The organism is Achromobacter sp. ACM03 (genome assembly GCF_014851665.1).
Taxonomy (GTDB): domain Bacteria; phylum Pseudomonadota; class Gammaproteobacteria; order Burkholderiales; family Burkholderiaceae_B; genus Achromobacter; species Achromobacter aegrifaciens.
In genome coordinates this window covers 606,755-633,394 of sequence record NZ_JACVAD010000001.1, presented here as the reverse complement: position 1 = coordinate 633,394, position 26,640 = coordinate 606,755, and the positions used below count along the sequence as shown (strand labels likewise).

The following is a 26,640-nucleotide window of genomic DNA, read 5'->3' as shown; positions in this document are numbered from 1 at the left end:
CTTCCTTTCAGCAGAGTCCGTCTTTGCCCTGGATTTCGCTGGCGGGGATGCCGCCCAGCCGCGCATGCAGGCGCCCGCGCGTGGCGAACGCGAAGGCGATCAGCACTTCGTCGCGGTTGGGCGCGTCGCCGAACAGCGCGGTCACGCTGTCGTAGTGCGAACGGACATAGAGCGCGTCCTTGTGGGCAAGCGGAATGTCGATGACGGTGCCGGGACCGCCGCGCTTGCCGGTGGAAGGCACCCAGGCCTTGCCGCCGCCGAGCGCCGCGCGCACGGGTTCGGCGAAGATGGTGGTCAACAACGCGTTGCCGTGCTCGTATTCGCCGTCCGTGCCCACCACGCAGGCCTTGCCGTAGCTTTCCAGCGGCTGGCCGCCGGCCGCGGCGATGATGCGCCGGCCGAACTCCTCGCCCAGCCTGCCCGAGGGTTCGACATAGCCCGACAGGTCGCGTTCGAAGCGCCCGGCATAGGGGTTGTGCAGCGCGGCCGCGATAACGATCTTGCGCAGCGGCTCGCCGTCGGCCGGTTCGCCGGTTTCAGTAGTGAGGGTGTCGTCGATCTGCAAATACCACTTGCGGATGCGGTAGGGACCGAAGTTGGTGCTGCTCATGGATGCTCCAGAAAATGTGGGATCAGGAAGGAGTGCGCCGTGCGGGCGGTCAAAGCGGGTCCAGGGTCATGGGGACGCTGGGCGCGTTGTGGTCGTGCAGGACCTGCTTGCCCTCTTCGTCGCCGTGCACGGTTTCGCAGAAGAACTCGAAGCGGTGGCCGTCGGGGTCGGTGAAGTACAGCCCGTAGCCGACTTTGTGATCGGTGATTTTCACGACGTCCACGCCCTTGGCCAGCAACATGCCGTAGAGGCGGCGCAGCTCGTCCACGTCGCCCTCGATCTCCAGCCCGTAGTGCTGCATGTTGACGGGGCCGCGGGCGGGCTCGCCTTCGGCCGCGCGGATCAGGGCGATGTCGTGGTGCTTGCGCCCAAAGGACAGGAACACCCATTGCTCGCCGCGCGCGGTCTCCTGCATGCCGAGCACGGATTCGTACCAGGGCGCCGACGCGAACGGGTCGCGCACGAACAGGGCCAGGTGGGTGCGCGCGATGCGCGGCCGGCGGTCTGCCGGCGCAAGCGTGGTGTTGGTGGACATGGCGGTCTCGGGCGGGTGTCAGTTGATGGACTGGGGGTGCGCGGTCACGGGCGCGGCGTACGGCGTCCAGGCCACGGCGGTGATTTCGCTGAAATCGCGCCATTCCTTGAACCAGCTGCGGCCGCCGTCGGTGGAGCGGAACAGATGGCCGTACTTGGTGCCGGCGAACGCCAGCCGCGGGTCGGCTGCGTGCACGCCGAAGGCCCAGAAGGTGGAATTTGGCGGCGTGTGCAGCAGCGCCGGCTGCCAGTTGCGGCCGCGGTCGGACGAACGGTAGATCCTGCTGCGCGTGCCTGGCGTGCCGTCGCCGATGGCCAGCAGCAGCGTGTCGGGATCGTCCGGCAGCGCCTGCACCGTGCGGGTGTAGTACATGCCGTCAAAGCGCGACTTGGAAGCCACGCCATTCCAGCGCCGGGCGTCGTCCTCGCTGAGATAGACGGAGTTCACCGTCAGCACCATGGCGGTCTTGGGCGCGGCGGCCGTGGCCGGCAGGACAGCTACGCAATGGATGTCGGGGTTGGCGATGGCATCGGCATTGCCTTCATCGTCCTCGCGCGACCAGGTATCGCCGCCGTCGCGGCTGCGCCACAAGCCCCCTTCTTCGACGCCGAACCAGACCTCGCGGCCGTCATCCGGATCCACGCAGACCGACAGGATGCGCGGGCGGTTCACGCCGCGACAGAACTCCGGCAGTTCGGGCGACAGGCGCTGCCAGCTCGCGCCGCCGTCCACCGAACGGAACATCGCTGCGCGCGACGGCGCGCCGGTGCCCGCGTACATGCGCCGCGGATTTGTGGGATCGATGGCCATGGCCCAGACGGTCATGCCGTTCATGGGGCTGTCCACCCGCGTGAAATGCGCGCCGCCGTCGGTGCTGACACACATGCCGGCGTCGGCCCCGGCAAAGACGCGGCGCGGGTCGGCCGGATCCACGGCCAGACTGCGCACCGTGCCGTCGAACTCGATGGCTTCCTTCAGCCCCAGGCGGTGCCAGGTGGCGCCATCGTCCACGCTGCGCAGTATTCCTTGGCCGGCGGTGCCGACCAGTATCGTGCCTTGCATATCCAGACTCCCCGAATGAGGTTCAGCGGTTCAAAGAAAGATGCCGCGCGTGATGCCGCCATCCACCCCCAGCGATTCGCCGGTGATGGCCCCTGCCCGCGGCGATGCCAGGAACAGCACCGCGTCGGCGATCTCCGCCGGCTGCAGCACCCGGCGTATGGGCGTGGCCTTGGCATAGTTGGCCTCGACCTGGGCGGGGGTCAGCCCCTGCTTGGCGGCTTCCTTTTCGTACAGTTCATGGATGTGGGGCGTCTCTACCACGCCCGGATGGATCACGTTGACCGTGATGCCATGCGGACCCAGCTGGTCCGACAGGGTCTTGGTCATGTGGCAGATGGCCACGTTGCGCATGCCCGAAAGCTGCTTGCTGCCGCGCCCGGTCAGGCCGCCGATGTTGACGATGCGGCCAAAGCCGCCCTGGCGCATGTGCGGCGCCGCAGCCTTGGCGCAGCGCATGTAGCCCACCACCTTGATGTTGATGTCTTCCAGCAGGCCTTCGGGATCGGCCTCGTCGATCTCGCTGCGCACCAGGCCGCCGGGATGGGCCGCGCCATTGACCAGGATGTCGATGCGGCCAAAGTGTTCGGCCACGCGCTGCATCATCGCGTTGACCTGGGCGGTGTCCGACACGTCGGCCGCCACGCCCAGCACTTCCACGCCCGTGGCCCGGGTGATTTCAGCCGCCACTTCGTCCAGCTGCGCCTGGCGGCGCGCCACGATGGCCACACGCACGCCCTCGGCGGCCAGCGCTTCGGTCACCGCGCGCCCGATGCCCAGGCTGCCGCCCGTGACCACCGCGACTTTCCCCTTGAGTTGCAAGTCCATGCTTTGATGCTCCTTATATATATGGCGGCGCCTACAGCGCCATCTCGATCAGGACCGGGCCCGGCTGGCGCAGCGCCGATTCCAGCTGCGCGGCCAATTCTTCCGAGGTCGCGGCGCGGCTGGCCTGCACCCCGTAGCTGGAGGCCAGCCCCACCCAGTCGATGCGCGGGCGGTCCAGCGCGGTCAGTTCGGCCGCGCGTTCGCCCAGCACGGCGTTGCCGCGGCGCAGCTCGTTGCGCAGGATGGCGTACTGGTGGTTGGCGGCGATCAGCACCGTGACCGGCAGGTTTTCATGCGCCAGCGACCACAATGCCTGGATCGTGTATTGGGTGCTGCCGTCGGACAGCACGGCCACCACGCGGCGCTGCGGGCAGGCGATGGCGGCGCCCATCGCGACTGGCAAGCCCTGGCCGATGGCGCCGCCGGTATTGGTCAGCACGGTGTGCGGCGCGGCGCCGGCGGACGCGGCATACAGCGGATAGCCGCAGGTGCCGCCTTCGACCGAAACGATGGCGTCTTCGGGCAAGGCCCGCGCCACCACTGCGGCAATGGATTGCGGCGTCAAGGCGCCTGGTGCAGGCTCGGGCAGCGGCGCGGCGGCGGATTCGAAGGCCGGCGCGCCCGCCAATTCGGCCAGCGCTTCCAGGCGCGAGGCCGCGTCCTGGCCGGGAGCGGCCAGTTCCAGCAGGCGTTCCGCCGGCACCAACCGGCTGGGGTGACCGGCATAGCCGAAGTAGGTCACGGGCGGCAGCGCCCCCACCAGCACCACCAGGTCGGCAGCGTCCAGGGCAGCGCGAGCGGGTTCCGGGAAATACGGCAGGCGGTCGAAGTCCGGCAAGTCCCGGCCGCGTTCCGATCTGGCGGGAAAGGTCTCGGCGTAAGCCTTGCCGCCCAGGGCGGCGCACAGGCGCGCGGCCGCAATCTGCGCGCGGCGTCCCAGGCCGCTGGCGGGACCGCCCCCGCCCAGCAGGAACAGCGGCTTTTGCGCGCGGCTCAGGCGCTGCCATGCGGCGGCGGCGTCGAAGGTCTCGGGCTGCGCAGCGGCCTCGGCGGCAGCATCCGCGGAATCCGGCGTCACGCTTTCCGCCTGGAAGTCGGCGGGAAAGATCAGCGTCGCGCCCTGGCCGCCATCGGCCAGGCTGGCCTGCACGGCGGCGCGGGCGGCGCCAGCGGCGTCCTGGGCGGACGCGATGCGCTCCACCCAGCCGGAGACTGGGCGCGCCAGCGACTCGATGTCCGAAGTCAGGGGCGCGTCGCATTCCAGGTGCCAGCTGGCGTGGTCGCCGATGATGTTGACGATGGGGGTGCGGGCGCGCCGCGCATTGTGCAGATTGGCGATGCCGTTGGCGAAGCCCGGCCCCAGATGCAGCAGGGTCGCGGCCGGCTTTCCAGCCAGCCGGCCATAACCGTCGGCCGCGCCGGTGCAGACGTTCTCCTGCAGGCCGACCACGCAGCGCATGCCGCGCACCTCCTCCATCGCACGCACCAGGTCCAGCTCGGTCGTGCCGGGATTGGCGAAACAGACTTCCACGCCCTGCTTGCGCAGAGCCTCCAGCAAGGCACTAGCTCCGGTCATGATTACCGCCTCCTTTTTTCGCTACTTTATCGTAATTTGATAAATGTGCAATTTCTTTTGGCGGATTGATGCTGGATAATTTATTAGAATTATCTATTTGATAGTTCTGCGCGGATCTCCTATACGCGCGTGCACGCTGCGCGCGCGGCAGGACGATTTGCCAATACGCGCCCCTTGGTGCACCCTCGCAGCACGTCAGCCTTACAACACCTCACGCACATGAACAGTCTTCGCCGCATGCTCGATGTCCTGGACCTCTTTCAGCCCGACCGGCCGGTCCTGGACGTCGATGCCATCTGCCAGCTGCGCGGCTACGCGCCCGCCACCGCCTACCGCTACGTGCGCGAACTGTGCGCCTGCGGCCTGCTGGTGCGCCTGCCAGCCGGCTACGCGCTGGGTCCGCGCATCATCGCGCTGGATCTGCAGATGCGGGAGTACGACCCCATGCTGACGGTCAGCCGCGACCTGATCGAGGAACTATCCAGCCAGACCGGCCTGGACGTGCTGCTCAGCGCGCGCTACGACGACAAGGTCATCAACGTGCACCAGCAGGCCGGGCGCAATACCCAGGCCCTGAACTTCGGCCGCGGCCGGCACATGCCGCTTTTGCGCAGCGCGACCGCCCGCGTGATCCTGGCCAATCTGGGGCCGCGCCAGTTGCGCCGCGTCTACGACGAACACGCCGATGCCCCCGACATGCAGCGGCTGGGCCAGGACTGGAAGTCCTTTTCCCGGGCCATGCTGCAAGTGCGCAAGGCCGGCTATTGCATCTCGTCGGGGGAACTGGATTCCGGCAAGACCGGCATCGCCGCGCCGATCTTCGATGAAGAGAACCATGTGCTGGGCAGCATCACGCTCATCGGCATGCAGGACGCCTTCGCGGCCTTCCGCGAGGACTACCTCGCCGGCCTGACCTGCCGCGCCGCCACCGAAATCACCCGCCGCATCGCGCAGGCGCCGGCCAAGCTGCAGCAGGCAGCCTGATCCCCGCCGCGCCAGTTCCAGATTCACGCATGACGCCCGCCATCCGTATCGGTCCCCTCGTCTTTCCCTCGGACCTGCTGGTTCTCATCGTTGCCGCCGCTATCGGACTGCTGGCCGCCAGGCTGCTGACCCGCGGGCAGGAGTCCCGGCCCGACACCAGTACGGTGTTGTGGCGCGCGCTCATCATCGGCCTGGTCGTCGCCCGGCTCGGCTTTGTCTGGCAGTTCCAGGCCCACTTCATCGAGAATCCGCTCCGGATCCTGGACGTGCGCGATGGCGGCTGGGCCGGTATGGCCGGGCTTGCCGCGGCATGGCTCTACACGCTGTACGCGGCCTTGCGCCGCCAGGCGTCGCGGCCCGCGCTGCTGGGCGCGCTGGCGCTGGCCAGCGCGGTCTGGATAGGCGGCGGGCGGTGGCTGGCGCGCGCGCCGCAGGCCCTGCCCGAACTGTCCGCGCTCGCCTTGCGCCAGCTGGACGGCACGCCCGCGGCGCTCGCGGCCTACCAGGGCAAACCTACCGTCATCAATCTATGGGCAAGCTGGTGCCCGCCTTGCCGCCGCGAAATGCCCGCATTCACCGAGGCGCAAGCGGCGCATCCCGATGTGAATTTCGTCTTCCTGAACCAGGCCGAAGCGCCGCCGGACGTGACGGCGTTCCTGGCGCAGCACGCGCCGTCGCTGCGCAACGTGCTGCTCGATCCCGCAGGCGCGGCCTCGCGCCAGATGAGCAACCGCGGCCTGCCCGCCACGCTGTTCCTGGACGCCCAGGGACGGCTGGTGGACCTGCGCGTGGGCGAGTTGTCCGCGGCTTCGCTGGCCCAGCGCCTGGAGGCGATCCAGGCGCCGGCCAGCGGCGATTGACGCGTTGGCGCTTCAGATCTGCGGTTCGGCCGCGACGCGGGCCCAAGGCAAAGGCTGCCCGTCCGTATCGCGTTCGAATAGCCACAGGCGCTGGCCCGCATGGGCGGGCGGTTCTTCCAGCCGCACGACCAGGACCGGTCCCGCGGGCAGCGCCCGGACCGTGGCGATGACTGCGGCAGGCGCACCGTTCCGCGACGGCAATTCGGTCCAGGCCTGCAACTCGGCCTGTTCCACCGCCGCCGCGCGCGCCTGTCCATGGCCGCAAGCCGGGCACCACAGCCGCACGGGATAGACCAGATGGTCGCAGCTGCAACATTGGCTGACGTCGACGCTCATGCTTCCTCCCGCGCCAGCACGGCCGCATTGGCGCACATCCCGTAACGCAGCTGCACCATGCCGTAGCCGGTAGCCACGCCGTGACGCCCGCCGCGCACCTGCCGTTCCCCTGCCTGCCCCAGCAATTGGCGCGCCACTTCGACCAGGCCATGCATGCCGCCGGCGGTGCCCGCCTGCCCGGCGGACAGTTGGCCGCCTGCGGTGTTGACCGGCAAGTCCCGGGTGGCCAGGCGGCGCGCGATGAAGCCAGGCAGGTCATCGATGCTGGCGAAGCCCAGATCGCACAGCTGCGCCAGCGCCATGGCGGGATAGTCGTCGTACACGCTGAGCACATCCATGTCTTCCGGTCCCAGGCCAGCGCGCTGCCAGAGCGCTGGCGCGAACGCCGCGATGCCGGTCTGCAATCCGTCGCCTTCCTGCTGGTCATCGTTGTAGCGCGCATCGCTGGCCAGCAGCCGCACGCTGATTCCCGCCGGACGCGCGCTCAGCACCAGCGCGCAAGCGCCGCTGACCACCGGCACGCAATCCAGGCGTCCCAGCGGCGGCGCGACCATGGGCGCGGCCAGGTATTGCGCCAGGCTCAATGGATCGCGATACGCGGCGTTGGGGTTGCCTGCTGCCCATAGCCGCTGCGCGACGCATAGCGCGCCATAGTCCTCGCGGGCAAGACCGGCGCGCGCCATCTGCCTTTGCGTGAGCATGGCGAACAGGGGATTCGGCCCCTCGCAGCCCAGGGGACTGAGATAGTCCTGCGCGCTGCGGTTGTAGCCGCGTACCAGCCCTGCGAAATCGGCGCCCGTGAAATGGTCTCCCGCGACCAGCACGATCGTCTCGGCCTGCCCGGCCTGCAACGCGAGCCAGGCCTGGCGCAACAGGTTGATGGCGCTGGCGCCGCCCATTTCGTCCTGCATGCACCAGTTCAGCCGCAGTCCCAGGCGCCACGCCAGATCGATCGCGCGGTCGGGGCGCAGCGTGAATGAAGCCACGCCCAGGCCGTCCACATCGCCGGGCTTCAACCCTGCGCCGCGCAGCGCCTGCGCGATCGCCTCGGCCATCAGGCCGGCCGTGCTGGTTCCCGGGCCGGGATGGCGCAGCGAAGGCGTTTCGCCCACGCCGACGATGCCCGGGCCGCGCGCCGCGCTCACGCCGACTCCTGCCGTGGGGGTTCGCGCGTCAGCAGCAAGGTGATCACGGTGACCGCGGCCATGCCCACCAGGAACCACGCTACCGGGGTCGCCGATTCATACTTGCGCAGCAGCGCCATGGCGATCAGCGGCGACAGGCCGCCGGCGAATACAGAAGCCAGTTCATGCCCCAGCGCCAATCCGGTGTAGCGGACCTCTGCGGGAAACAGTTCGGCGAAATACGCCGGCTGGGTGCCGATCATCGCGGCATGGCAGACCGTGTTGCCCAGGAAGAAGGCCAGGAATATCCACACCGGCTCCTTGGTCTGCACCAGCCAGAAGAACGGGAATGCCACCAGCACCAGGCCGGCCGAACCAATCAGGTACACCGTCCGCCGGCCGATGCGATCGGACAGGTGGCCGAACCAGACCAGCGTGCCGAGCTCGATGAACATCGACACCAGCACGCCGCCCAGCATGACGTCGTTGGGTATGCCAAGGAATTTGCCGTAGGCCAGCGCAAACGCCAGGAAGATGTACGACCCGCCGTTCTCGGCCACGCGCAATCCCATCGCGGTAAAGACCTGGCGCGGATAGCGGCGGAACACTTCGACTGCCGGCATGCCGCGCTTGGCGGTCTTGGCGGCCTGCACGAATTCATCGCTTTCGGGGATGTGCTTGCGGATGTAGAGGCCCACGCCGAAGATCAGCACGCTCAAGAGGAACGGCAGGCGCCAGCCCCAGCTCATGAAGGCTTCCTGCGGCAGCTGCTGCGCCAGCATGAAGACGCCCGACGACAGCACGAAGCCGCCCGCCACTCCCAATTGGCTGAAGGACGAGAAGTAGCCGCGGCGCTTGCCCCCGACCGCCTCGCTGATCAGCAGCACGCCCCCGCCCCACTCGCCGCCCGCGGCCGCGCCTTGCAGGATGCGCAACACCACCATGGCAACCGGCGCCCAGAAGCCGACCTGATCATAGGTAGGCAACAGCCCGATCAGGAAGGTGGCGGCGCCCATCAAGCCCAGGGTCCATTCCAGCGCCAGCTTGCGGCCGTAGCGGTCGCCGATATGGCCGAAGATCACGCCGCCCAGCGGCCGCGCCAGAAAGCCGACCGCAAAGCCGGCAAACGCCCCCATGGTGCCCAGCAGCGGGTCGGTGCCCTTGGGAAAGAACAGTTCGCCGAACACCAGCGCCGCCGCCGTGCCGTAGATGAAGAAGTCATACCATTCCATCGCGTTGCCCGCGACGGACGCCATCACCACGCGCCGCGTGCGTTTTCTGCGCGCATCGTCGCCAGCGGCCGCGGCCGCCCCTTTGTATGCCATCGTCATTGCCGCCCCTAGTCTGTTTGAATGGATTGATGACGCTCAGCGCGCCACGCGATAGCCGGCGGCGTCGCGGTCCCAGGCGTCGCCGGTAATGCCCTCATCCCGCAAGCGGAACTTGCGGATCTTGCCGTTCTCGGTGCGCGGCAAATCGTCCAGTACGCGCAGATAGCGCGGCACGGCGAAATACGGCATACGGGGCTGGCAGAAGTCCAACAGCGTCTCGGGCGCGATGGCCTGCCCGGTCTTGTAGACCAGCGCCGCCATGACCTCGTCTTCCGCCAGATCGGAACGCACCGCATAGACCGCCACGGCGGCAACCGCCGGATGCGCCAGCAGCACCTGCTCCACCTCGTACGAGGAAATGTTCTCGCCGCGTCGGCGGATGGCGTCCTTCGTGCGGTCCAGGAAGCGGAAATAGCCGTCCGCATCGCGCACCACCCGGTCGCCCGTGTGGAACCAGAGATTGCGCCAGGCTTCCACCGTCTTGTCGTCCATGCCGAAATAGCCGGTGGCGATGGCGTATGGGATGTGCGAGCGCAACAGCAATTCGCCCGGCGTGCCGTCTGGCACCGCCGCGTCGTGCTCGTCAGCCGCCATCGCATCGAATTCGGGCGCGACGCGCCCCATCGTGCCCGGCCGCTGCTCGTCCAGCGTGCCGCCCAGCGCGAAGTTGGTTTCGGTCGAGCCGTAGCCTTCCAGCAGCGCGATGCCCGTGCGTTCGGCGAATGCCGCATGGAAGCGTTCGGGCACCCCGGGCGCCAGCGCAATCCGCGCGCGCTGACGCCGTTCGGCTGCGGCAGGCGGCTGCGCCAGCAGCATGGGCACCATGGCGCCCAGCAGATAGGTCACCGTGGCGTCCGTGGCCTCCAGCCGGTCGAAATAGCGGCTGGCCGAGAAGCGCTCGTCGCAGATGATGGTCGCGCCCGTGACCAGCGCCTGGAAGCAGGCGTTCAGGGCATTGGTATGGAACAGCGGCAGGCTCGTGTAGAGCACGTCGCTCTCGGCGATTTCCAGGTTGCGCGCGGCGATCCTGCCCCACCAATAGAACTGCGCGTGCGGACAGCACACGCCTTTGGACAGGCCTGACGTGCCCGAGGTGTACAGGATGGCCAGCGTATCTCCCGGCCCGAGGTCGGCTGCCGGCGGCAGCGGCGTGTCCGGTGCGGGAGGAGGCGGACACGCTTGCACCGGCAGCGCGTCGGCGTAGCCGTCCAGCAGCCAGATGCGGTTCAAGGCCAGGGGCTGCATGTCCAGTGCAGCCAGCGCCGGACAGGACGCGGCGTCGGCCACCAGCAAGCGGCAACCGCTGTTGGCCAGGATGTGCTGCAACTGCATGCCGCGCGACGCCGTGTTGATGGGCACCACCACCGCCCCCAGCCAGCCGCAGCCCAGCACGATGGACAGGAATTCATGCCGGTTGCCGGCCATCAGCCCGACCCGGTCGCCCCGGGCGACGCCGGCCGAAGCCAGGCGCGCGGCCCAGTCCGCTGCATGCCCGGGAGCATCGCCGTAGCGCAGTGCGCCGCCTGGCGCCTGCACCCATGTGCGCTCGCCCCATCGGGCGCCCTGCTCCAGCAACAACGACGGCAGTGTCAACGCATGCATGGCGGTGCTTCCCCTGTGTTGCGGCCATCGGCAAGCGTTGCCCCAGCCTTATGAAATTAGTCTAGGAATCAACTATTTATATGTCAAATTTATGGATATTATTTATCTTATAAATCAAGCTGATATGAGAGGCATGCGTGGACTTCGATCTGAACCTCATGCGGGTTTTCCTGACCGTGCTGCAGGAACGCAGCGTCACGCGCGCGGCGCAGCGCCTGAACCTGACGCAGCCCGCCGTGAGCTACGCGCTGGCGCGCTTGCGCGAAAAATTCGACGACCCCCTGTTCGCGCGCACGGCGTCCGGCATGCAGCCCACGCCGGTCGCGTTTGCCCTGGCCGACCCCATAGAGCGCGGCATGAACAGCTTTGCGGAAGCGGTCAACCTGCGGCAGCGCTTCGAGCCCGCAAGCAGCACCCGGCGCTTTCGCCTGTCCATGTCCGATATCGGTGAAATGGTGTTCCTGCCGTCATTGATGGAACGCGTGCACGCCCTGGCGCCGCGCCTGCAGGTGGAAGTATTGGAGATCCCGCTGGAACGGCTGCCGCAGGCGCTGAAAGACGGCGAGGTCGATCTCGCCATCGGCAACCTGGCCGGGCTGGGCAGCGAGACCTGCCACGCGGAACTGTTCAGCGAACGCTACACCTGCATGGGCAGGCGCGGCCATCCGGTGTTGTCGGCGGGCCTCACCCGTAGCCAATACAAGCGCCTGGACCACATCCTGGTGGCCTCGCGAGCCAGCGCCCACCGCTTGCTGGACGATGTGCTGAGCGAGGCCGGCCTGCCGCGCAGGCCATATCTGACCTTGCCGCATTTCTCGGCGGCCGCCGAGATCGTGCGGCGCACCGATCTCACCATGACCCTGCCGCTGCGGGCCGCGATCTGGTTCAACCACGACGACGCGTTCCAGATACGCCCGCTGCCCATCGCGCTGCCGCCGCTGTCCGTGACGGTGCATTGGCACGCGCGCTTCGAAAGCGATCCGGGCACCGTCTGGCTGCGCCGCCTGGTGGTGGAGACGCTGGCGGACCGGGCTACGGCCTGAGCCAGCGCGGGCCGTTGCGGCAGCCCAGGGCCATGGTGGTTATTTCAGCGCGGCCAGCATCAGGTCCAGGTTCTGCACCGCCGCGCCCGACGCGCCCTTGCCCAGGTTGTCGAACACCGCCGTCAACAGCACCTGGCCGTGCTGCGCATTGCCGTACACGGCCAGGCGCAGGTCGTTGGTGCCATTGAGCGCCTGCGGATCCAGGTGCGTATGGGCGGCCGCGTCCTGCGGGGCCACGACCTGCACGTGGCGCGCGCCCTCGTAATGCTGCTGCAGGCAGGCGTGCAGGCGTTCCATGTCGACGCCCGCCGGCAGCAGGCGCAACTGCAGCGGCACGGTCAGGACGATGCCCTGGCGATACGCGCCGTAGGCCGGCACGAACACCGGCCGCCGCGTCAGGCCCGCATGCCGCTCGATCTCGGGCGTGTGCTTGTGCGCCAGGCCCAGGCCGTAGAGCTGGAACGCCGGTCCCGGCGCGCCGTCCGCGGCTTCGTAGGTGTCCACCGCCGCGCGCCCGCCGCCCGAATAGCCTGATACCGCGTGCACCACCACCGGATAGTCGGCCGGCACCAGCCCGGCCCGCACCAGCGGACCCAGCAACGCGACCGCGCCCGTGGGATAACAACCCGGGTTGCTGACCCGCAGCGCCTGGGCGATCAGTCCGGCCTGCTCCGCGTTCATTTCCGGAAAGCCATAGACCCAGCCGGGCGTCGTGCGGTGGGCGGAACTGGCGTCTATCACCCGTACCGCGGGATTGACGATGGACGCGGCAGCCTGACGCGCCGGTTCGTCCGGCAGGCAGAGAATGGCGATGTCGCAGCCGTTGATCGCCTGCGCACGGCGTTGCGGGTCCTTGCGTTCCGCCTCGGGCAGCGTCAGCAGCCGCAGGTCCGTGCGCCCATGCAGGCGTTCATGGATCTGCAGGCCGGTGGTGCCCTGGTCGCCGTCGATGAAAACTAGAGGTTGGGTCATGGCGCTTGCGTCCTGGATCAAAGGCGCGCCGGAAGGGGTTCCGGGCGCAGGACTCCATCATCGGCTGGACTGGCAGATAACAAAAGTCGAATATCATGACTATCCAATTCAGCTTTCCTGAACGACACCGCCATGCGTGAAATCAGCCTGGACCGCCTGCGCACCCTGGTTGCCATTGCCGACCTGGGCTCGTTCGCCGACGCGGCGCGCGCGCTGCATCTGGCCCCGCCCACCGTCAGCCTGCATGTGGCCGACCTGGAGGAGCGCATTGGCGCGCCGCTGCTCACGCGCAAGCGCGGCCAGGTCCGCCCCACCGCCATCGGCGAAACCCTGCTGGAACGCGCGCGCCGCCTGCTGGCCGATGCCGACCAGGCGCTGGACGACGTGCAGCGGCAGGTGCAGGGCTTGTCCGGGCGCGTGCGGCTGGGGGCTTCCACCGGCGCCATAGCCCACTTGCTGCCGCAGGCCCTGGAAACGCTGGGGCGCAACCATCCCGGCATTGACGTGCAAGTGGCTGTGCTGACTTCGCAGGAAACGCTCCTGCGCCTGGCCGACAGTTCGCTGGACGTGGGCCTGGTGGCCCTGCCCCAGCCGCCGCTGGAAGGCCTGGTGTTGCGCCCCTGGCGGCGCGACCCGGTCATGGCCTTCCTGCCCGCCAGCTGGAAAGCGCCCGCGCGCCTGACGCCGGCCTGGCTGGCCGAACGGCCGCTGATCCTGAACGACGCCAGCACGCGGCTGTCGCGCCTGACGGGCGAATGGTTCGCCGCCGCCGGCCTGAACCCGCGCGCCCGCATCCAGCTGAATTACAACGACGCCATCAAGAGCCTGGTGGCCGCGGGCTACGGCGCCACGCTGCTGCCGCACGAGGCCACCGCGCCGCAGCCGGATCCGCGCATCGACATGCGCGCGCTGCGGCCGGCCCTTTGGCGCCCGCTGGGCATCGCGCACCGCGCCGGGCAGGTGGAGCAAGCCACCCGGCACGTGCTGGACGTGTTGTGGGAGCTGCGCGCCTCACCCGCCCGCTGAAGGCGTGCGGCGGAAGTACGCGGTGCGCTGGCTTTCCTCGCGCAGCCGCCGCGCGCGCGAGCGGAACAGGTCCTTGCGCCCCACGATGCCCACCAGCCGGCCGTTGGCCCGGTCCAGGATGGGTATGCGGCCGGCGCCGGTCAGCGCCATGCGGTCGGCGATCTGGCTGGCCAGTTCCTCGGGATGGCCGTACACCAGGTCGCGGCCTTGCAGGGCCTCGGCCAACGTACGCCCGGTCTGCTCGTCGTCGATGGCCCAGGCCAGCGTATCGGCGCGCGTGACTTCGCCTACCACCACGCCTTCGGCATCCAGCACCGGATAGCTGGTATGCACCGGCTGCGCCGTCGTGAAATGCGCGATGGCCTGCGCCACCGTCCAGTCGGCCGGCAGCGTCTGGACCGGCGTGGTCATCACCTGGCTGACCCGGAGCAGGTCGAAGGGATCCACGCGGTATTCGCGGCTGATATGGTGGCCTCGCCGCGCGATCTTCTCGGTCAGGATGGAACGCTTGAGCAGCAGCACTGTCATCCCATACGCGAACACGCAGGCGGCCAATACTGGCAGCAGCGCGCCCATGTCGCCGGTCAGTTCCACCGCGAACAGGGTCGCGGTCAGCGGCGCGCGCATGGTGCCGCCCATCATTGCGGCCATGCCCAGCAGCGCCCAGAAGCCCGGATCGGCCTGCGGCAGCAACGGCGTGGCCAATGCCCCCAACGCGCCGCCGAATATCAGCAGCGGCGCCAGCACCCCGCCCGAGGTCCCCGAACCCAGCGCGACGGACCAGATGATGACCTTGACCGCCAGAAGCAGCAGCACGGCCTGGAACGCCAGATCACCCGCCAACAGATGGCGGATGTTGTCGTAGCCCACGCCCAGCGCCGCCGGCTCGATCAAGCCGCCCAGGCCGATCACCAGGCCGCCGAAGGCCGGCCACCACATCCAGTGCAGCGGCAGTTTCTCGAACAGGTCCTCGGCCGCATAGACCATGGAGGTCAGCACGCCCGATCCCAGCCCGGCCAGCACGCCCACGGCGGCGCAGGCCAGCAGATGCGCGGGCGTGAACCCCAGCGAACCCGAATACGCGAATATCGGTCCGCCATCCAGCACGAAGGCGCGCGTGGCCGCCGCCACCAGCGCCGCCATCGCCACCGGCAGGAAGCTGCGCGGCTTCCATTCGAACAGCAGCAGCTCAACCGCCAACAGCACCGCCGCCAAGGGCGTGGCAAAGATGGCCGTCATGCCCGCGGCCGCGCCGGCCACCAGCAGGGTCTTGCGTTCGCCGTCGTCCAGGTGGATGGTCTGCGCCAGCAGCGAGCCGATGGCGCCGCCCGTCATGATGATCGGGCCTTCGGCCCCGAACGGGCCGCCCGTGCCGATGGAGATGGCGGAAGACACGGGCTTCAACACCGCCACCTTGGGCTGGATGCGGCTCTTGCCGATCAGGATGGCTTCCATCGCCTCCGGAATCCCGTGGCCGCGGATCTTTTCCGAACCGTAGCGCGCCATGAAGCCGATGATGAGGCAGCCCACCACCGGAATGGCGACCGAAGCCAGGCCCAGGTGGCCTGTCGTGATGGGCTGGTCCTTGAAAGAGAACTGCTGGTGGTACGCCAGATTGGTGCACAGCGCGATCAGCCGCAGCAGGGCCCAGGCCGCGGCTACGCTGGCCAGGCCGACCGGGATGGCCAGGCCCATGAGCAGGACCACGCGTTTGTCCGTGGTGAAGTCGCCCAGGCGCAGCGCGGCCCGGGCGGAGGAAGAAGTGGGAGGCATGTTCGAAGACGGGAAGAATTGCGCAGGGATTTGCGAAATGTCATATATATCGTATCACGACATATATTAGAATCGCCCAGGTGAAACCGCCCTCGCCCCCACCCCAGCTGACCGCCACGGACTACGAGCTCCTGGCCGACTTCCGCTATGCGCTGCGCCGCTTTGCCGCCTTCAGCGAAAACGCCGCCGCCGGACTGGACCTGATGCCGCAGCAGCACCAGGCGCTGCTCGCCATCAAGGGCACGCGCAAGAACGTCCCTGGCCGCCGCGGCCTGTACGTGGGCGAAATCGCCGAACGCCTCCTGATCCGGCCCCACACGGCCGCCGAACTGGTGGGTCGGCTGGCGCGCCTGGATCTGGTCAGCCGCGAGGCGGACCCCGAGGACGGCCGCCGCGTAGAGGTCGTGCTGACCGCGAAGGCCGAGCGCATGCTCGAAGACCTCTCGGCCTCGCACCTGGAAGAGCTACGCGCCATGCGCCCGCTGCTGACGCGCCTGCTGACCCGCATCGGCGACGACTCCGGCAACGCCTGATCCACGCCCTGCTGCATAAGCTTATGCAGCGCAGCTTTGCCTCGCGTGATAAATTGTCGCCCCGCGACATATCGATGCGCGAGGAGATCGTTTTGGGTGTAGCAATCAAGCGCTGGCTGGGCTCGTTCGCGCCAGCGCCGGTGGGCGTCAACGGACGCGAGAAGCTCTACGGCGTGCTGGGCGCGCTGCTTGGCCTGTTCTGCACGGAATGGGTGGGCCGCCACGCGCTGGGCGACGCCAGCCCCTGGTTCATCGCCCCCATGGGCGCGTCCGCCGTGCTGCTGTTCGCCGCCCCAGCCAGTCCGCTCGCTCAACCCTGGTCCATCATGGCCGGCAATCTGGTATCGGCCCTGATCGGCGTCTTCTGCGCCCAGTTCATCCCTGTGCCCGGCGTGGCTGCCGCCGTGGCGGTGGCGCTGGCCATCGGCGCCATGTTCTCTTTGCGCTGCCTGCATCCGCCCAGCGGCGCAGTGGCGCTGACCGCCGTGCTGGGCGGCCCCGCGGTCGCCAGCCTGGGCTACGGCTTTGCGCTCTGGCCCGTGGCGCTGAACTCCGCCATCCTGCTGTGCATCGCCGTGGTCTTCAATGGCGCGCTCAAGCGCAATTATCCGCGCCGCCACGCCGACCCGGCCGCTGGCCACAACACCCGCGACCTCGCGCCCAGCGCTCGCCTGGGCTTCAGCCTGGCCGACCTGGACGACGCGCTCACGCAGCGCGGCGAACTGCTGGACATCAGCAAGGAAGACCTGGAAGAAATCGTCCTGGCCGCGGAAATGCGCGCCAGCGTGCGCCGCTTCGGCGACGTGCATTGCGCCGACATCATGTCGCGCGACGTAGTCACGGTACAGGCCCAGGACCCGCTGGACTACACCGTGCGCCTGTTCGACAAGCATCGCCTGCAGGCATTGCCGGTGCTGGATTCGGCCGGCCGCTACGCCGGCATGGTCAGCCAGGGCGACGTGCTGGCGCGCCGGACCCGGCTGGCTGCCGTCGCTGCCGATGCGGATGCCGCGCCCGACCTGCTGGTGGCCGATTGCATGCGCAGCGAAGTGCCCTTCGCCACCCCCGGCCTGCCCGTCATCGAGCTGGCCCGCCCCATGTCGGACAGCCTGCATTGCGTGCCGGTGCTGGATGAAGCGCGCAACCTGGTCGGACTGGTGACGCAATCGGACCTGGTGGCGGCGCTGTACCAGATCGCGCTCGCGGCCAGCTCGCAGGCGCCGGACCCGGACGCCCAGCGGCTGGCGGCCTGAGCGCCCACCCCTCCGTAGCCCTACGGATTCCTGCCCGCGTTGGCCGCAAGGCATAATTTCAGGCGTGAATCCCCTATCGCGCGCTCGCGCCTTCTTCTGCTGGCTGGTCCTGTTCACCTTCGGCGCCCTCTGGATCGGGCGGCAGGACTATGTGGACCAGTACGAACGCTTCACCCAGAGCACCAGCGTGGCGCAGCGCATGCTGAGCCAAAAAACGGTGCAGCATGAAGCCGTGCTGGCGACGCTGGCCGCCCTTTCCCATCCCCCTGCTCCGGAACGCCTTTATCCCAGCCTGCGGCCGGCCATGCCCCAACTGCTGGGGCTGGGCTACCTGCCCGGCGGCGCCTGGAGCGGCAGCGTGGCGGAACCTCCGGGCCTTGCCGCCGCCGTCGAACGCGCGCGCGGCCTGGGCCGGCCGGTGACGCTGCCAGTGGACAGCGCCCGCTACTGGCTGGTGGCGCCCTCGGGCTGGAGCCTGCTGCTGGACGCCAGCCAGCTGATACCCGCGGCCGACTTTCCTCCCGGCCTCGCCAACCTCACCCTGACGGTGGACCAGACCCCGCTGCGGCTGCTGGACAAGCAGCCCGACGCTGGCAGCCCCGGCTGGCCGCTGGCCCTGCAAAAGCCGCTGGGCGCGGCCAGCCAACCCTTCCAGATGCGCAGCACGCGCACGCTGACGCCCGGCGCCTGGCCCTGGGCCACCTGGCTCGCCTGGGGCCTGGCCAGCGCGCTGCTGGTGGCCGGCGCCGCGGCGTGGCAGCGCTCGCGCGCCCAGGCCCGCCGCCACCAGGAACAACTGCGCCTGGGCGCCATGGCGCGCCTGAGCACGCTGGGCGAAATGGCCGCCGGCATCGCCCATGAATTGAACCAGCCGCTGACCGCCATCCTGGCCCAGACCCGCGCCGCCGAGCGGCTGCTGGACGACGAAGAGGAACGCCCCGCCGTGCGCCACGCGCTATTGGCCAGCGCCGAACAGGCCAAGCGCGCGGCCGAAATCATCAGCCGCATGCGCGCCCTGGTGCAGCCCAGCTCGCCCGCCCGGCGCGAGGCGCTGGACCCCGACGCCTTGGTGGCGTCGCTGCGCTTTCTGCGCGAAACGGAACTGGCCCGGCTGGGCATACGGCTGAGCTGGCACAACGCCAGCCCAGGCGTGCGGCCGCTGGGCGACCGCGTGGCCCTGGAGCAGATCCTGCACAATCTGGTGCAGAACGCCGCCGATGCGCTGGCCGACGTTCCCGGACCGCGCCAGATCTTGCTGGAAGGCCGCGCCGATGGCGACGCCTACCTGTTCAGCGTCAGCGACACCGGCCCCGGCATCGCCGCCGACGCGCTGCCGCGCCTGTTCGCTCCCTTCTACACCACGCGGCCGCAAGGCATGGGCCTGGGCTTGGCGCTGTGCGACACGCTGGCCGGCTCCATGGACGGCCGCATCGCCGCGCGCAATCTCAGCCCGGCAGGCGCCTGCTTCACGGTCAGCCTGCCGCGCGCCGCCGCCGCATGACGACGCAGGAATCTCCCATGTTCGAACAATCCCCGCTGGTCTATCTGGTCGATGACGACGACGCCGTGCGCGACGGCCTGGCGCTGCTGCTGCGCAGCGTCGGCCTGCGCAGCGAGGGCCATGGCGACCCGCAGGCCTTCCTGGCCCGGTTGCACCCGCAGGCCATCGGCTGCGTGGTCCTGGACATCCGCATGCCCGGAATCAGCGGCCTGGACGTGCTGAGCCGGCTGGCCGAGCAATCGGACCTGCCCGTGGTCATGCTGACCGGCCACGCCAACGTGGACCTGTGCCGCCGCGCGTTCAAGGGTGGCGCCATGGAATTCCTGCAAAAGCCCGTGGACGACGACGTCTTCCTGGACGCCGTGCAGGCCGCCGTGCGCACCCACATCGCCAGCCGCGAAAAACTCGCCGTGACGCAGGCCGCGCAGGAACGGCTGGACAAGCTTTCCGGCCGCGAACGCGATGTGCTGGAACGCGTCGTGCAAGGCCTGAGCAACAAGGAGATCGCGCGCGAATTCGACCTGTCGCCGCGCACGGTGGAGACCTACCGCGCCAACGTCTTCGCCAAGCTGGAAGCGGACAACCTGGCCGGACTGATCCGCGAATACGCAGGGCTGCTGGCCTGAAGGCTGTCGACGCTGCGGGCGGCCTTGCGCAGCCCCCCTCCGTAGCCCTACGGAGGCCCCAGCGTAGCCGACCGAATACCGCCGATCGGCCGTCATCTTTAATCTGTCTGTTCCTGTCACCGACCCACTAAGGACACAGACATGTCGCCCAAATTCATCGCTTTCGCCGCCCTGTTCGCCTGCGCCGGCGCCGCCAACGCCGCCGTGCTCAACGAGAGCAACCTGTCCATGGCCGACGCGCAGAAGCTGGCGACGGCCACCGTCGCCGCCTGCCAGGCCAAGGGCTACAACGTGAGCGCCTCGGTCGTGGACCGCGCCGGCCTGCTCAAGGCCTTCGCCCGCGCCGATAATGCCGGCCCGCACACCATCGAAGCCAGCCGTGCGAAAGCGTTTACCGCCGCGTCCGCCAAGACCCCGACGCTGACGATGCTCGAAAACGTCCAGAAGAATCCCGCCGCAGCCACCCTGACCGACATTCCGGGCTTCCTGGTGTTGGGCGGCGGCGTGCCCGTGAAGGCCGGCTCGGCCGTGATCGGCGCCATCGGCGTGGCGGGCGCACCCGGCGGCAACCTGGACGCGCAATGCGCCGACACCGCCTTGCAGGAAAACGCCGCGCTGTTCAAATAAGCCGCTGCCAACCTGGGCGCGGTGCGTTTGCCGCGCCGGCGGCATCGCGGTAGGCTTGGGGCGCCATGCCCCAGCCGCCCTCCCTATCCCTGCTCGACGCCATCCTGCGCCGCACCGCCCGGCGCTATCGCGTGCCGACCATTTCCCGCATCCCCGCCGAAGACGCCGCGCCCGCGACCGCGCTGGCCGTCGCCATCGAACAGGCCCGGCTGTCGCTCGATGACGGCTGCTCGCCGCCCTCATCGGTCAAGCGGGCCTTTCTTGACGCCCTGGCGCGCCTGATACGCGACGCCATGCGCGAATCCGACGGCGATCCCGCATTCCAGGCCCTGCTGCTGCGGCACCGCCTGCCGCTCGTGCGCGAGTACGCCTCCCTGGCCGCGCGCGCAGCGCAGGACCGCCGCGAGATCATCGCCGCCGCCAACGCCATCGCCCATCCTGCCAAGCTTGAACGCATGGCCGCAGGCCCCGCGCGCGACGCCATGGCCGCCTTGCAAGCCGCGGCGGCATCCGAGTCCTGGGCGGCGCTGCCCGACGCCGCGCGCCGGCTTCTCAATTTGTCCGCCGACCCCCAGCCTGCTTCCGCCGCTCTCGATCGCCTGCTCGCCAGCCCCGCGCTGGAACATCTGCAACGCCTGGACATGCTGATCGCCGACAGCGACGTGCGCCGCTACCGCGCCTTGTGGGAACAGCAAGGCCCACGCCCGGGCAGCGCCACCGCGCTGGCCGAAGGCAACGCCTCGCGGTTGCGCGGCGACGCCGTCGAAGCGCAGGCGCTGCACGCGCTCCAGGCCCTGGCGTCCCGTCTCAACGATGCCGATGGCAGCCAGGCCTACCAGGCCGTGTCCTCCATGCGCGTTCCGCCTTCGATGCCCGCCAGCGCTGACCGCGCCAAGACGGAATGGGATGCCGCGCTGCTGCGCCGGGCTGCGAGCGATGGCGCGCCGCAGGCCTGGGACCTGTGCCTGCTGCTCGAAGCCAAGGCCTCGGCCGACGCAGCCGCCACCGACTTCCCGCGCCTGTTGCGCGGGTTGCGCCTCCTGGCGCAAGCCGATCCTGGCACCGACTACGCCTTCAGCACACGCCAGGGCCAGTTCCCCCTGCAGGGCGCCGCGCTGCGCGCCTTGCCCGCCGAAGGCCTGCAGCTCGACTCCACCGTGCTCTATTTCTGCGACGGTCCAGCCGAGGCGATCCCGCGCCTGCTTAGCGCCGCCAGCCGCATGCAACTGCTGTCCGCGCCGCCCAGCCTTGAATACGCCGGCCTTCTGGCGCAGGGGCTGGACGCGGACCCGGAAACCTTGGAACCGGTATGGCAACAGCTGCTGCAATCGGCGCAATGGACCGGCGTGCTGCAGCAGTACCCGACGCTATGCCAGGCACGCGAACTGATGGTGCATCCCGATGACCTGATGGCTGCGATCGAAGGCACCGCACGGTGAGGCCGGCGCCCGCGAGCCGGTCCAGTCATTCCCGCGTGATCAGCCGGAAGTCCTGGCTGCCCTCGCGCTCCACCTGCGCCACCAGCCCTAGCTCCCAGTCCAGGTAGTCGCGAAAGCCCTGATCCCGCGCGGCCAGGTCCTTGAACAGATAGGGGCTGACGCTCTGGTCGTCGTCGCCGGTCAACACGTCTTGCGCGCCTTGGGCCAGCTCCAGACCTTGCGCCGTCCAGGCGCGGGTGCCGCCCAGCAGGTAGCGCACCGGCCGCTGGCCGCGCCACGCCAATTCGGCCGCCACGACGCTTGCCAGCACGCCGTCGGCAGACGTCAGCACGATGGTCCGGCCGCTGTCCTCGGGCAGAAACTCGGCAACGCGATCGGGCGCAGCAAACCGCGCGCCCGGCACGTGGCCGCGCTCATACGCAACCCGTGCATCGACGTCGAACAGCACGGCCTGGCCGCTTTCCAACGCGGCCCGCAAGGCTTGCGGCCGCAAACCGCCGGCGTCAGGCCGGTGGCGCAGCACCCGCCGCGGCTCCGGCCCGCTCTGCAACGCGGCCGATGCCGGCGGTCGGTACAGATAGACCTCCACCGCGCCCAGCTGGGCCAGCCAGGCGCCGGTGGTCAAGGCGCGCACGCCGTCCCAATCCGCCAGCACCACGCGGGCGCGGCGCGTGGCCAGGTACTCGTCCGTGGCCTGCACCAGTTGGCCGCCGGGCGCCCAGCGCCAGCCATCCAGATGGCCGGTCTCGTACTCCTCGCGGGTGCGCACATCGAACTTGTAAAGCGTGCGCACGTCCTGCTCCGCCTCGAATGCCAGCAAGGCGGCGGTATCGATGTGCGCGACGCCTGCTAGGCGCGCGACGCCGGCCGCCTGTTGGCGGGCCGCAGTCAAGGTCTGGCCGTCCGGCTCAGGCAGCGCCGCATGCCTGCCATGGGCCAGCTCGCGGCCCGATAGCAGCCACTCCATGGTGCCGTTGCGCAACGACGCGACACGGTTGGGTATGCCGGCGTCGATCAACGTTTGCGCGCCGACGATGCTGCGCGTGCGTCCCGCACAGTTCACCACCACAAAGGTAGCCGGGTCCGGCGCCAGCTCGCGGATTCGATAGACCAGTTCCGCCCCAGGCAGACTGTGCGCGAAGGGCAGCGTGAAGTTATGGAATTCCTCCGGCGTGCGGCTGTCGACCACCACGATGTCGTCACCGCGCGCCACGCGCGCATCGAGTTCGTCGACGTCGATCCAGGGTGTGCGCTTCTCATGCTCGATGACTTCGCCGAACGCCTTGCTGGGCACGTTGGTGCCGGAGAACAACTCCCGCCCCTCCCGCTCCCAGGCGTCCGTCCCGCCCGCCAGCACCGAAATATCGCTCCAGCCCAGGCGCGTCAGCTTGGCCGCGGCCTGGTGTGCCAGCGTCTCGTCATCATCCACCAGCACGATGCGCGCATCGCGGCGCGGCGCCAGCTTGTCGATCAGCAGTTCCAGGCGCCACAAGGGCGCTGGCACGGCGTGCAGCAGATGGCGGCGCGCATGACGGCCCGCCTCGCGCACGTCCAGCAAGGCGATCTCGCCCGCGCCGCGCAGTTCGTCCTGCAGCGCCTGCGTGGAAATACGCGCATGATAGATCGCCGCAGGCGGCGAGAATGTGCGGTAGGTGCCGCCCGCCGTGCTTTCGAACACCACACGGCCATGCAGGCGGTCCAGCGCCAGGCCATAGAAATGCAGGTGCGCGCCAGGCTCGTCACCTACCAGTTCGATGGTGTGTACGTCCGCCGGCCCCAGCACGATGGAGCTGCCCGGCTGCACATCCACGCGCTGGACGTGGCTCAGCACATCGCGCAGCGGATCGGCGCTGCGCTCGCGCGCATAGACCTCATTGCGCTCATTGCCCTGCACGCCGGCGATGATGGCCCAGGTGGTGTGGTCGTGCGGCGGCTGGGCCTTGCCCGGCGCGCCCAGCGACAGGTAAAGGGCATGGCCGCCGTCCAGGTCCTCCGCCAGCCGGTAGATGGCGTTCGGCCTGCCCGGGACCAAGGCGAACGCTTCGGCCGGGAACAGTTCGCGGCGGCGGCCCAGCGCTTCCAGCAGCGTTGCCACTTCGGCCAGTTGTTCGCGCGTGACGCTGGCGGCATCGGGCGCCAGCCGCCGTGCATGGGCGATGAACTCGCGCACGGCCCGTGCGCGTTGGTTGTGGATGCTCGCGGTTGCGGACAGCGGTGCAGATGTACTCATGGGATGGCCCTGAATTCCGTGTGGAAGAAAAAGTCAGCCTACGTGCGCGGCGCCGCGGCGGGAACGAAGCGATGCAACTATGGATATGCGCGGGACGACTGTCCCTGCGCCGCTTGCCTCAGCCTTCGCCCTTGAGCTCGCGTTCGACGATCTCGCGCGTCAAAGTCGGCACGAACATCTCGATAAAGTGAAAAGCGTAACCGCGCAGCCATGCGCCGCGCCGTATCGCCAGCCGCGTCAGGTTGATCTCGAACAGGTGGCGGGCGTCGATGGCGCACAGGCGCGTGTCGCGCTCGGCGTCCCAGGCCACCGAGGCCACGATGCCCAAGCCCAGCCCCAGCTCCACATAGGTCTTGATCACATCCGCGTCCATCGCCGTCATGACGATGTCGGGTGTGATGCCGGCTCGCGCGAAGGCCTCGTCGATATGCGCCCGGCCCGTGTAGCCCCGCCCATAGGTGATGAGGGGATGGCGCGACAGCTGCGACAGCGTCACCCCGTCCTGCTGCCGTTCCAGAGGATGGCCGCGAGGCACGATGATGCTGTGGCTCCAACGGTAGCAAGGCAGGTTGACGAGCCCAGGATAATCGGCCACCGCTTCCGTCGCCACGCCGATGTCGGCCTCGCCTTCCAGCAGCATCTCCGACACCTGCTTGGGCGAACCTTGATGCAGATGCAGCACCACTTCGGGATAGCGTTCGCGGAACTCCTTGATGACGGGCGGCAAGGCGTAGCGCGCCTGCGAATGGGTGGCCGCTATGGACAGCACGCCCGTCCGGCTGTCGGCGTACTCCGCGCCGGCATGGCGGATGTTATCGGCGCATTGCAGGATCTGCTCGACCAAGGGCAGGATAAGCTCTCCGGGCGGGGTCAGGCCGATCAGCCGCTTGCCCGAGCGCACGAAGATGTCGACGCCCACCTCTTCCTCGAGTTCGCGGATCTGACGGCTGACGCCGGGCTGCGAGGTGTGCAGGCTTTCGGACACGTCGGTCAGGTTGAAGTCCTGGCGTACGGCCTCGCGCACGGAGCGCAATTGCTGGAAGTTCATCGCGCGCCTCAGCCCAGGAATGCCAGCTGATTGCCGGACGGATCTTTCACGTACATCACGCGCGGCTCGGCGTCTGGCAAGGAGCAGACCGGATGGTGTCCAGCCCGGCGCAGGCGCGCCAGGATGACGTCATAGTCGCCGGTCCTGAGCGCGAGGTAATCGGGCTTCACTTCCCTGCTGATTTCGTCCACGGGAGACAGCGACAAGGTCGCTTCGCCCAGCGCGAACAGCAGCCGCTGGCCGCCGGCCCCGGCCATTTCATCCAGGCCGATGATGTGACCATAGAACTCGCGTACCGCTGCCTGCCGCTGGACAAGAAACGGAAGCTGCACCGAACCGATGGAAAGAATAGTAGACATGCCCTGCCGCCAATCATGGAACAGGGCAAATTCTAGTGGTCGCGGGTACTGACGGACAAAGAGGTAAACGTTGCTTCTACATAGCCGGAAACCCTAAAGAAAACCGCTCATTTGCATATGCCTCAGGCGCTGCGCCGCAGGGCCTGGCGTGTTGCCGCGAATGCGCGCTCCAGGTCGTCCACCAAGTCCAGCGGGCTTTCCAGCCCGATGTGCAGGCGCACCACGGATTGGGTCTGCGGACCATCCCGCCACTGGCTGTGCTCGGCCAGGCGCTCGGGCGCCGCCTCCAGCGCCAGGCTTTCGTAGCCGCCCCAGGATGCGCCGATGGAGAAATAACGCAAGGCATCGATGAAGCGCGCGCCGGCAGCGGCATCGGAATGGCGGAACGCGAACGACACCAGGCCGCTGGCGCCGCTGAAATCCCGCCGCCACAACGCATGGCCCGGGTCCTGCGCCAACGCTGGGTAATAGACTCTGGCGACGTCCTCGTGCCGCGCCAGATATTCGGCCACGACCAACGCGTTTTCATGATGCCGCGCCAGCCGCACATCCAACGTGCGCAGGCCGCGCAAGGTCAGATAGGCATCGTCCGCGCCCACCGACAGGCCCAGGGCGTCGTAGGTCGCGCCCAGTTGCCTGGCCAGTTCCGGACTATCGACCGTGACCACGCCCATCATCACGTCGGAGTGTCCCGCCAGGTACTTTGTGGCCGCCTGAATCGAAATGTGCGCGCCCAACGCCAGCGGCTGATAATACAGGCCGCCGCTCCAGGTATTGTCCGCCGCCACCAGCACGCCATGCCGCCGCGCCGTCGCGGCCAGCGCAGGCAGGTCCTGCACTTCGTATAGGAGCGAGCTAGGCGATTCCAGGTACAGCAGCCGCGTGTTCGGACGGATCAGTGGTTCCAGGTCGTGGCGCGTGGCGGAAAAATACTCCACCTCGATCCCATAGCGCTGCAACAGCGCGCGGTCCACCTTGCGCACCGGCGAATAGACACTGTCGGCCACCAAGGCGTGCTCGCCCGGCGCCAGGGTCGCCAGTAGCACCAGCACGATGGCTGACAGCCCGGAGGGTGCCAGCAGCGTGCGGTAGCCGCCTTCCAGCGACGTCACAGCCTCTTCCAGCGCCTGATGGGTGTCCAGACCATGGCGTCCATAGGTCGCCACGCGTTCCCCGGCCGCGCGTTGCCGGCCCAGGGCCGCCTGCGCGGCCGTGTCGGCAAAGCGCACGGTGCTGGTGCGTACCACCGGCACGTTCACCGGGCCGCCGCCCTGCTTCAGGTCGGGCGCGCCGGCATGCACCAGCCGGGTCTGGACGCGAGCGTCTGCAAGGCTCATGCGGTCACCTCGCCACAAATGGGAATCA

At 68.8% G+C, this 26,640-nt stretch carries 24 protein-coding genes and 1 pseudogene; 10 read left to right on the top strand and 15 right to left on the bottom strand.

Annotated features, from left to right (window positions below):
• Positions 1 to 7 precede the first annotated feature (7 nt).
• From IB257_RS02875 to IB257_RS02855, 5 genes are read right to left on the bottom strand one after another with little or no spacing between them, the layout of a single operon-like run.
• Entirely contained in the window at positions 8 to 610 is a 603-nt protein-coding gene (locus IB257_RS02875) for an amino acid synthesis family protein (protein ID WP_192491833.1), read from the bottom strand.
• Positions 611 to 659: 49 nt separating this feature from the next.
• A complete protein-coding gene (locus tag IB257_RS02870; protein WP_054454578.1) occupies positions 660 to 1,145 on the bottom strand; it encodes a VOC family protein in 486 nt (161 codons plus the stop codon).
• An 18-nt stretch (positions 1,146 to 1,163) separates the two neighbouring features.
• Positions 1,164 to 2,207 carry a glycosyl hydrolase gene (locus IB257_RS02865; protein WP_175180897.1) on the bottom strand — a complete coding sequence of 348 codons (1,044 nt, stop codon included), beginning with the start codon at positions 2,205 to 2,207 and terminating at the stop codon, positions 1,164 to 1,166.
• Positions 2,208 to 2,237: 30 nt separating this feature from the next.
• Entirely contained in the window at positions 2,238 to 3,032 is a 795-nt protein-coding gene (locus tag IB257_RS02860; protein ID WP_054454582.1) for an SDR family NAD(P)-dependent oxidoreductase, read from the bottom strand.
• Between the two features lie 31 nt (positions 3,033 to 3,063).
• Complete coding sequence (locus IB257_RS02855) at positions 3,064 to 4,608, bottom strand: acetolactate synthase large subunit (RefSeq protein ID WP_175180896.1); 1,545 nt, start codon at positions 4,606 to 4,608, stop codon at positions 3,064 to 3,066.
• 219 nt (positions 4,609 to 4,827) lie between these two features.
• Here IB257_RS02855 and IB257_RS02850 point away from each other — a divergent pair, with 219 nt between their 5' ends.
• Both IB257_RS02850 and IB257_RS02845 read left to right on the top strand, forming a co-directional pair.
• The gene (locus IB257_RS02850) at positions 4,828 to 5,592 is read left to right on the top strand and encodes an IclR family transcriptional regulator (RefSeq protein ID WP_054454586.1); all 765 of its coding nucleotides are present in this window, start codon (positions 4,828 to 4,830) and stop codon (positions 5,590 to 5,592) included.
• A 29-nt stretch (positions 5,593 to 5,621) separates the two neighbouring features.
• Positions 5,622 to 6,452 (top strand): prolipoprotein diacylglyceryl transferase family protein, encoded by an 831-nt coding sequence (locus IB257_RS02845; protein ID WP_175180895.1) that lies wholly within the window; start codon positions 5,622 to 5,624, stop codon positions 6,450 to 6,452.
• A 12-nt stretch (positions 6,453 to 6,464) separates the two neighbouring features.
• Here the strand turns inward: IB257_RS02845 and IB257_RS02840 are convergent, their stop codons facing one another.
• From IB257_RS02840 to IB257_RS02825, 4 genes and pseudogenes are all read right to left on the bottom strand, one after another.
• The gene (locus IB257_RS02840; RefSeq protein ID WP_175180894.1) at positions 6,465 to 6,788 is read right to left on the bottom strand and encodes a hypothetical protein; all 324 of its coding nucleotides are present in this window, start codon (positions 6,786 to 6,788) and stop codon (positions 6,465 to 6,467) included.
• Positions 6,785 to 7,933 carry a thiolase family protein gene (locus IB257_RS02835; protein ID WP_175180893.1) on the bottom strand — a complete coding sequence of 383 codons (1,149 nt, stop codon included), beginning with the start codon at positions 7,931 to 7,933 and terminating at the stop codon, positions 6,785 to 6,787. The genes IB257_RS02840 and IB257_RS02835 overlap by 4 nt, the downstream gene beginning before the upstream one ends.
• Positions 7,930 to 9,243, bottom strand: a complete 1,314-nt coding sequence (locus IB257_RS02830) for an MFS transporter (protein WP_054454595.1) — start codon at positions 9,241 to 9,243, stop codon at positions 7,930 to 7,932. The genes IB257_RS02835 and IB257_RS02830 overlap by 4 nt, the downstream gene beginning before the upstream one ends.
• Before the next feature lie 36 nt (positions 9,244 to 9,279).
• Positions 9,280 to 10,860: pseudogene (locus IB257_RS02825) on the bottom strand (ATP-dependent acyl-CoA ligase); the annotation flags it as partial.
• A 122-nt stretch (positions 10,861 to 10,982) separates the two neighbouring features.
• Here IB257_RS02825 and IB257_RS02820 point away from each other — a divergent pair.
• On the top strand, positions 10,983 to 11,888 hold the full coding sequence (locus IB257_RS02820; RefSeq protein ID WP_254593287.1) for a LysR family transcriptional regulator: 906 nt from the start codon (positions 10,983 to 10,985) through the stop codon (positions 11,886 to 11,888).
• A gap of 39 nt (positions 11,889 to 11,927) precedes the next feature.
• Here the strand turns inward: IB257_RS02820 and argC are convergent, their stop codons facing one another.
• A complete protein-coding gene (gene argC, locus IB257_RS02815; RefSeq protein ID WP_192491832.1) occupies positions 11,928 to 12,860 on the bottom strand; it encodes an N-acetyl-gamma-glutamyl-phosphate reductase in 933 nt (310 codons plus the stop codon).
• A gap of 132 nt (positions 12,861 to 12,992) precedes the next feature.
• Between argC and IB257_RS02810 the strand changes: the two genes are divergently transcribed.
• Positions 12,993 to 13,886: a LysR family transcriptional regulator gene (locus tag IB257_RS02810; protein ID WP_175180891.1), complete on the top strand. Its 894-nt coding sequence runs from the start codon at positions 12,993 to 12,995 to the stop codon at positions 13,884 to 13,886.
• Here IB257_RS02810 and IB257_RS02805 read toward each other — a convergent pair.
• Complete coding sequence (locus tag IB257_RS02805) at positions 13,872 to 15,659, bottom strand: chloride channel protein (RefSeq protein WP_175180890.1); 1,788 nt, start codon at positions 15,657 to 15,659, stop codon at positions 13,872 to 13,874. The genes IB257_RS02810 and IB257_RS02805 overlap by 15 nt on opposite strands.
• Before the next feature lie 80 nt (positions 15,660 to 15,739).
• On the opposite strand from IB257_RS02805, the gene IB257_RS02800 reads away from it, so the two are divergent.
• The 6 genes from IB257_RS02800 (at position 15,740) to IB257_RS02775 (ending at position 21,638) form a co-directional block, all read left to right on the top strand.
• Positions 15,740 to 16,192 (top strand): MarR family winged helix-turn-helix transcriptional regulator, encoded by a 453-nt coding sequence (locus tag IB257_RS02800; protein ID WP_054454602.1) that lies wholly within the window; start codon positions 15,740 to 15,742, stop codon positions 16,190 to 16,192.
• A gap of 92 nt (positions 16,193 to 16,284) precedes the next feature.
• Positions 16,285 to 17,445, top strand: a complete 1,161-nt coding sequence (locus tag IB257_RS02795; RefSeq protein ID WP_370127593.1) for an HPP family protein — start codon at positions 16,285 to 16,287, stop codon at positions 17,443 to 17,445.
• 64 nt (positions 17,446 to 17,509) lie between these two features.
• Positions 17,510 to 18,946, top strand: coding sequence for an ATP-binding protein (locus IB257_RS02790; RefSeq protein ID WP_192491831.1), 1,437 nt, complete (start codon positions 17,510 to 17,512; stop codon positions 18,944 to 18,946).
• A gap of 17 nt (positions 18,947 to 18,963) precedes the next feature.
• A complete protein-coding gene (locus IB257_RS02785; RefSeq protein WP_119451527.1) occupies positions 18,964 to 19,572 on the top strand; it encodes a response regulator transcription factor in 609 nt (202 codons plus the stop codon).
• Positions 19,573 to 19,713: 141 nt separating this feature from the next.
• Positions 19,714 to 20,199, top strand: coding sequence for a heme-binding protein (locus IB257_RS02780; RefSeq protein WP_054454605.1), 486 nt, complete (start codon positions 19,714 to 19,716; stop codon positions 20,197 to 20,199).
• A 65-nt stretch (positions 20,200 to 20,264) separates the two neighbouring features.
• On the top strand, positions 20,265 to 21,638 hold the full coding sequence (locus IB257_RS02775) for a 3-deoxy-D-arabino-heptulosonate 7-phosphate synthase (RefSeq protein WP_192491830.1): 1,374 nt from the start codon (positions 20,265 to 20,267) through the stop codon (positions 21,636 to 21,638).
• A 25-nt stretch (positions 21,639 to 21,663) separates the two neighbouring features.
• On the opposite strand, the gene IB257_RS02770 is transcribed toward IB257_RS02775, so the two are convergent.
• The 4 genes from IB257_RS02770 to metC form a co-directional block, all read right to left on the bottom strand.
• Positions 21,664 to 23,868, bottom strand: coding sequence for a rhodanese-like domain-containing protein (locus IB257_RS02770; RefSeq protein ID WP_192491829.1), 2,205 nt, complete (start codon positions 23,866 to 23,868; stop codon positions 21,664 to 21,666).
• Positions 23,869 to 23,986: 118 nt separating this feature from the next.
• Positions 23,987 to 24,916, bottom strand: coding sequence for a CysB family HTH-type transcriptional regulator (locus tag IB257_RS02765; RefSeq protein ID WP_054454609.1), 930 nt, complete (start codon positions 24,914 to 24,916; stop codon positions 23,987 to 23,989).
• 8 nt (positions 24,917 to 24,924) lie between these two features.
• The gene (locus tag IB257_RS02760) at positions 24,925 to 25,275 is read right to left on the bottom strand and encodes a glyoxalase/bleomycin resistance/dioxygenase family protein (protein WP_054454611.1); all 351 of its coding nucleotides are present in this window, start codon (positions 25,273 to 25,275) and stop codon (positions 24,925 to 24,927) included.
• A 122-nt stretch (positions 25,276 to 25,397) separates the two neighbouring features.
• Complete coding sequence (gene metC / locus IB257_RS02755) at positions 25,398 to 26,612, bottom strand: cystathionine beta-lyase (RefSeq protein WP_192491828.1); 1,215 nt, start codon at positions 26,610 to 26,612, stop codon at positions 25,398 to 25,400.
• Positions 26,613 to 26,640: the final 28 nt, after the last annotated feature.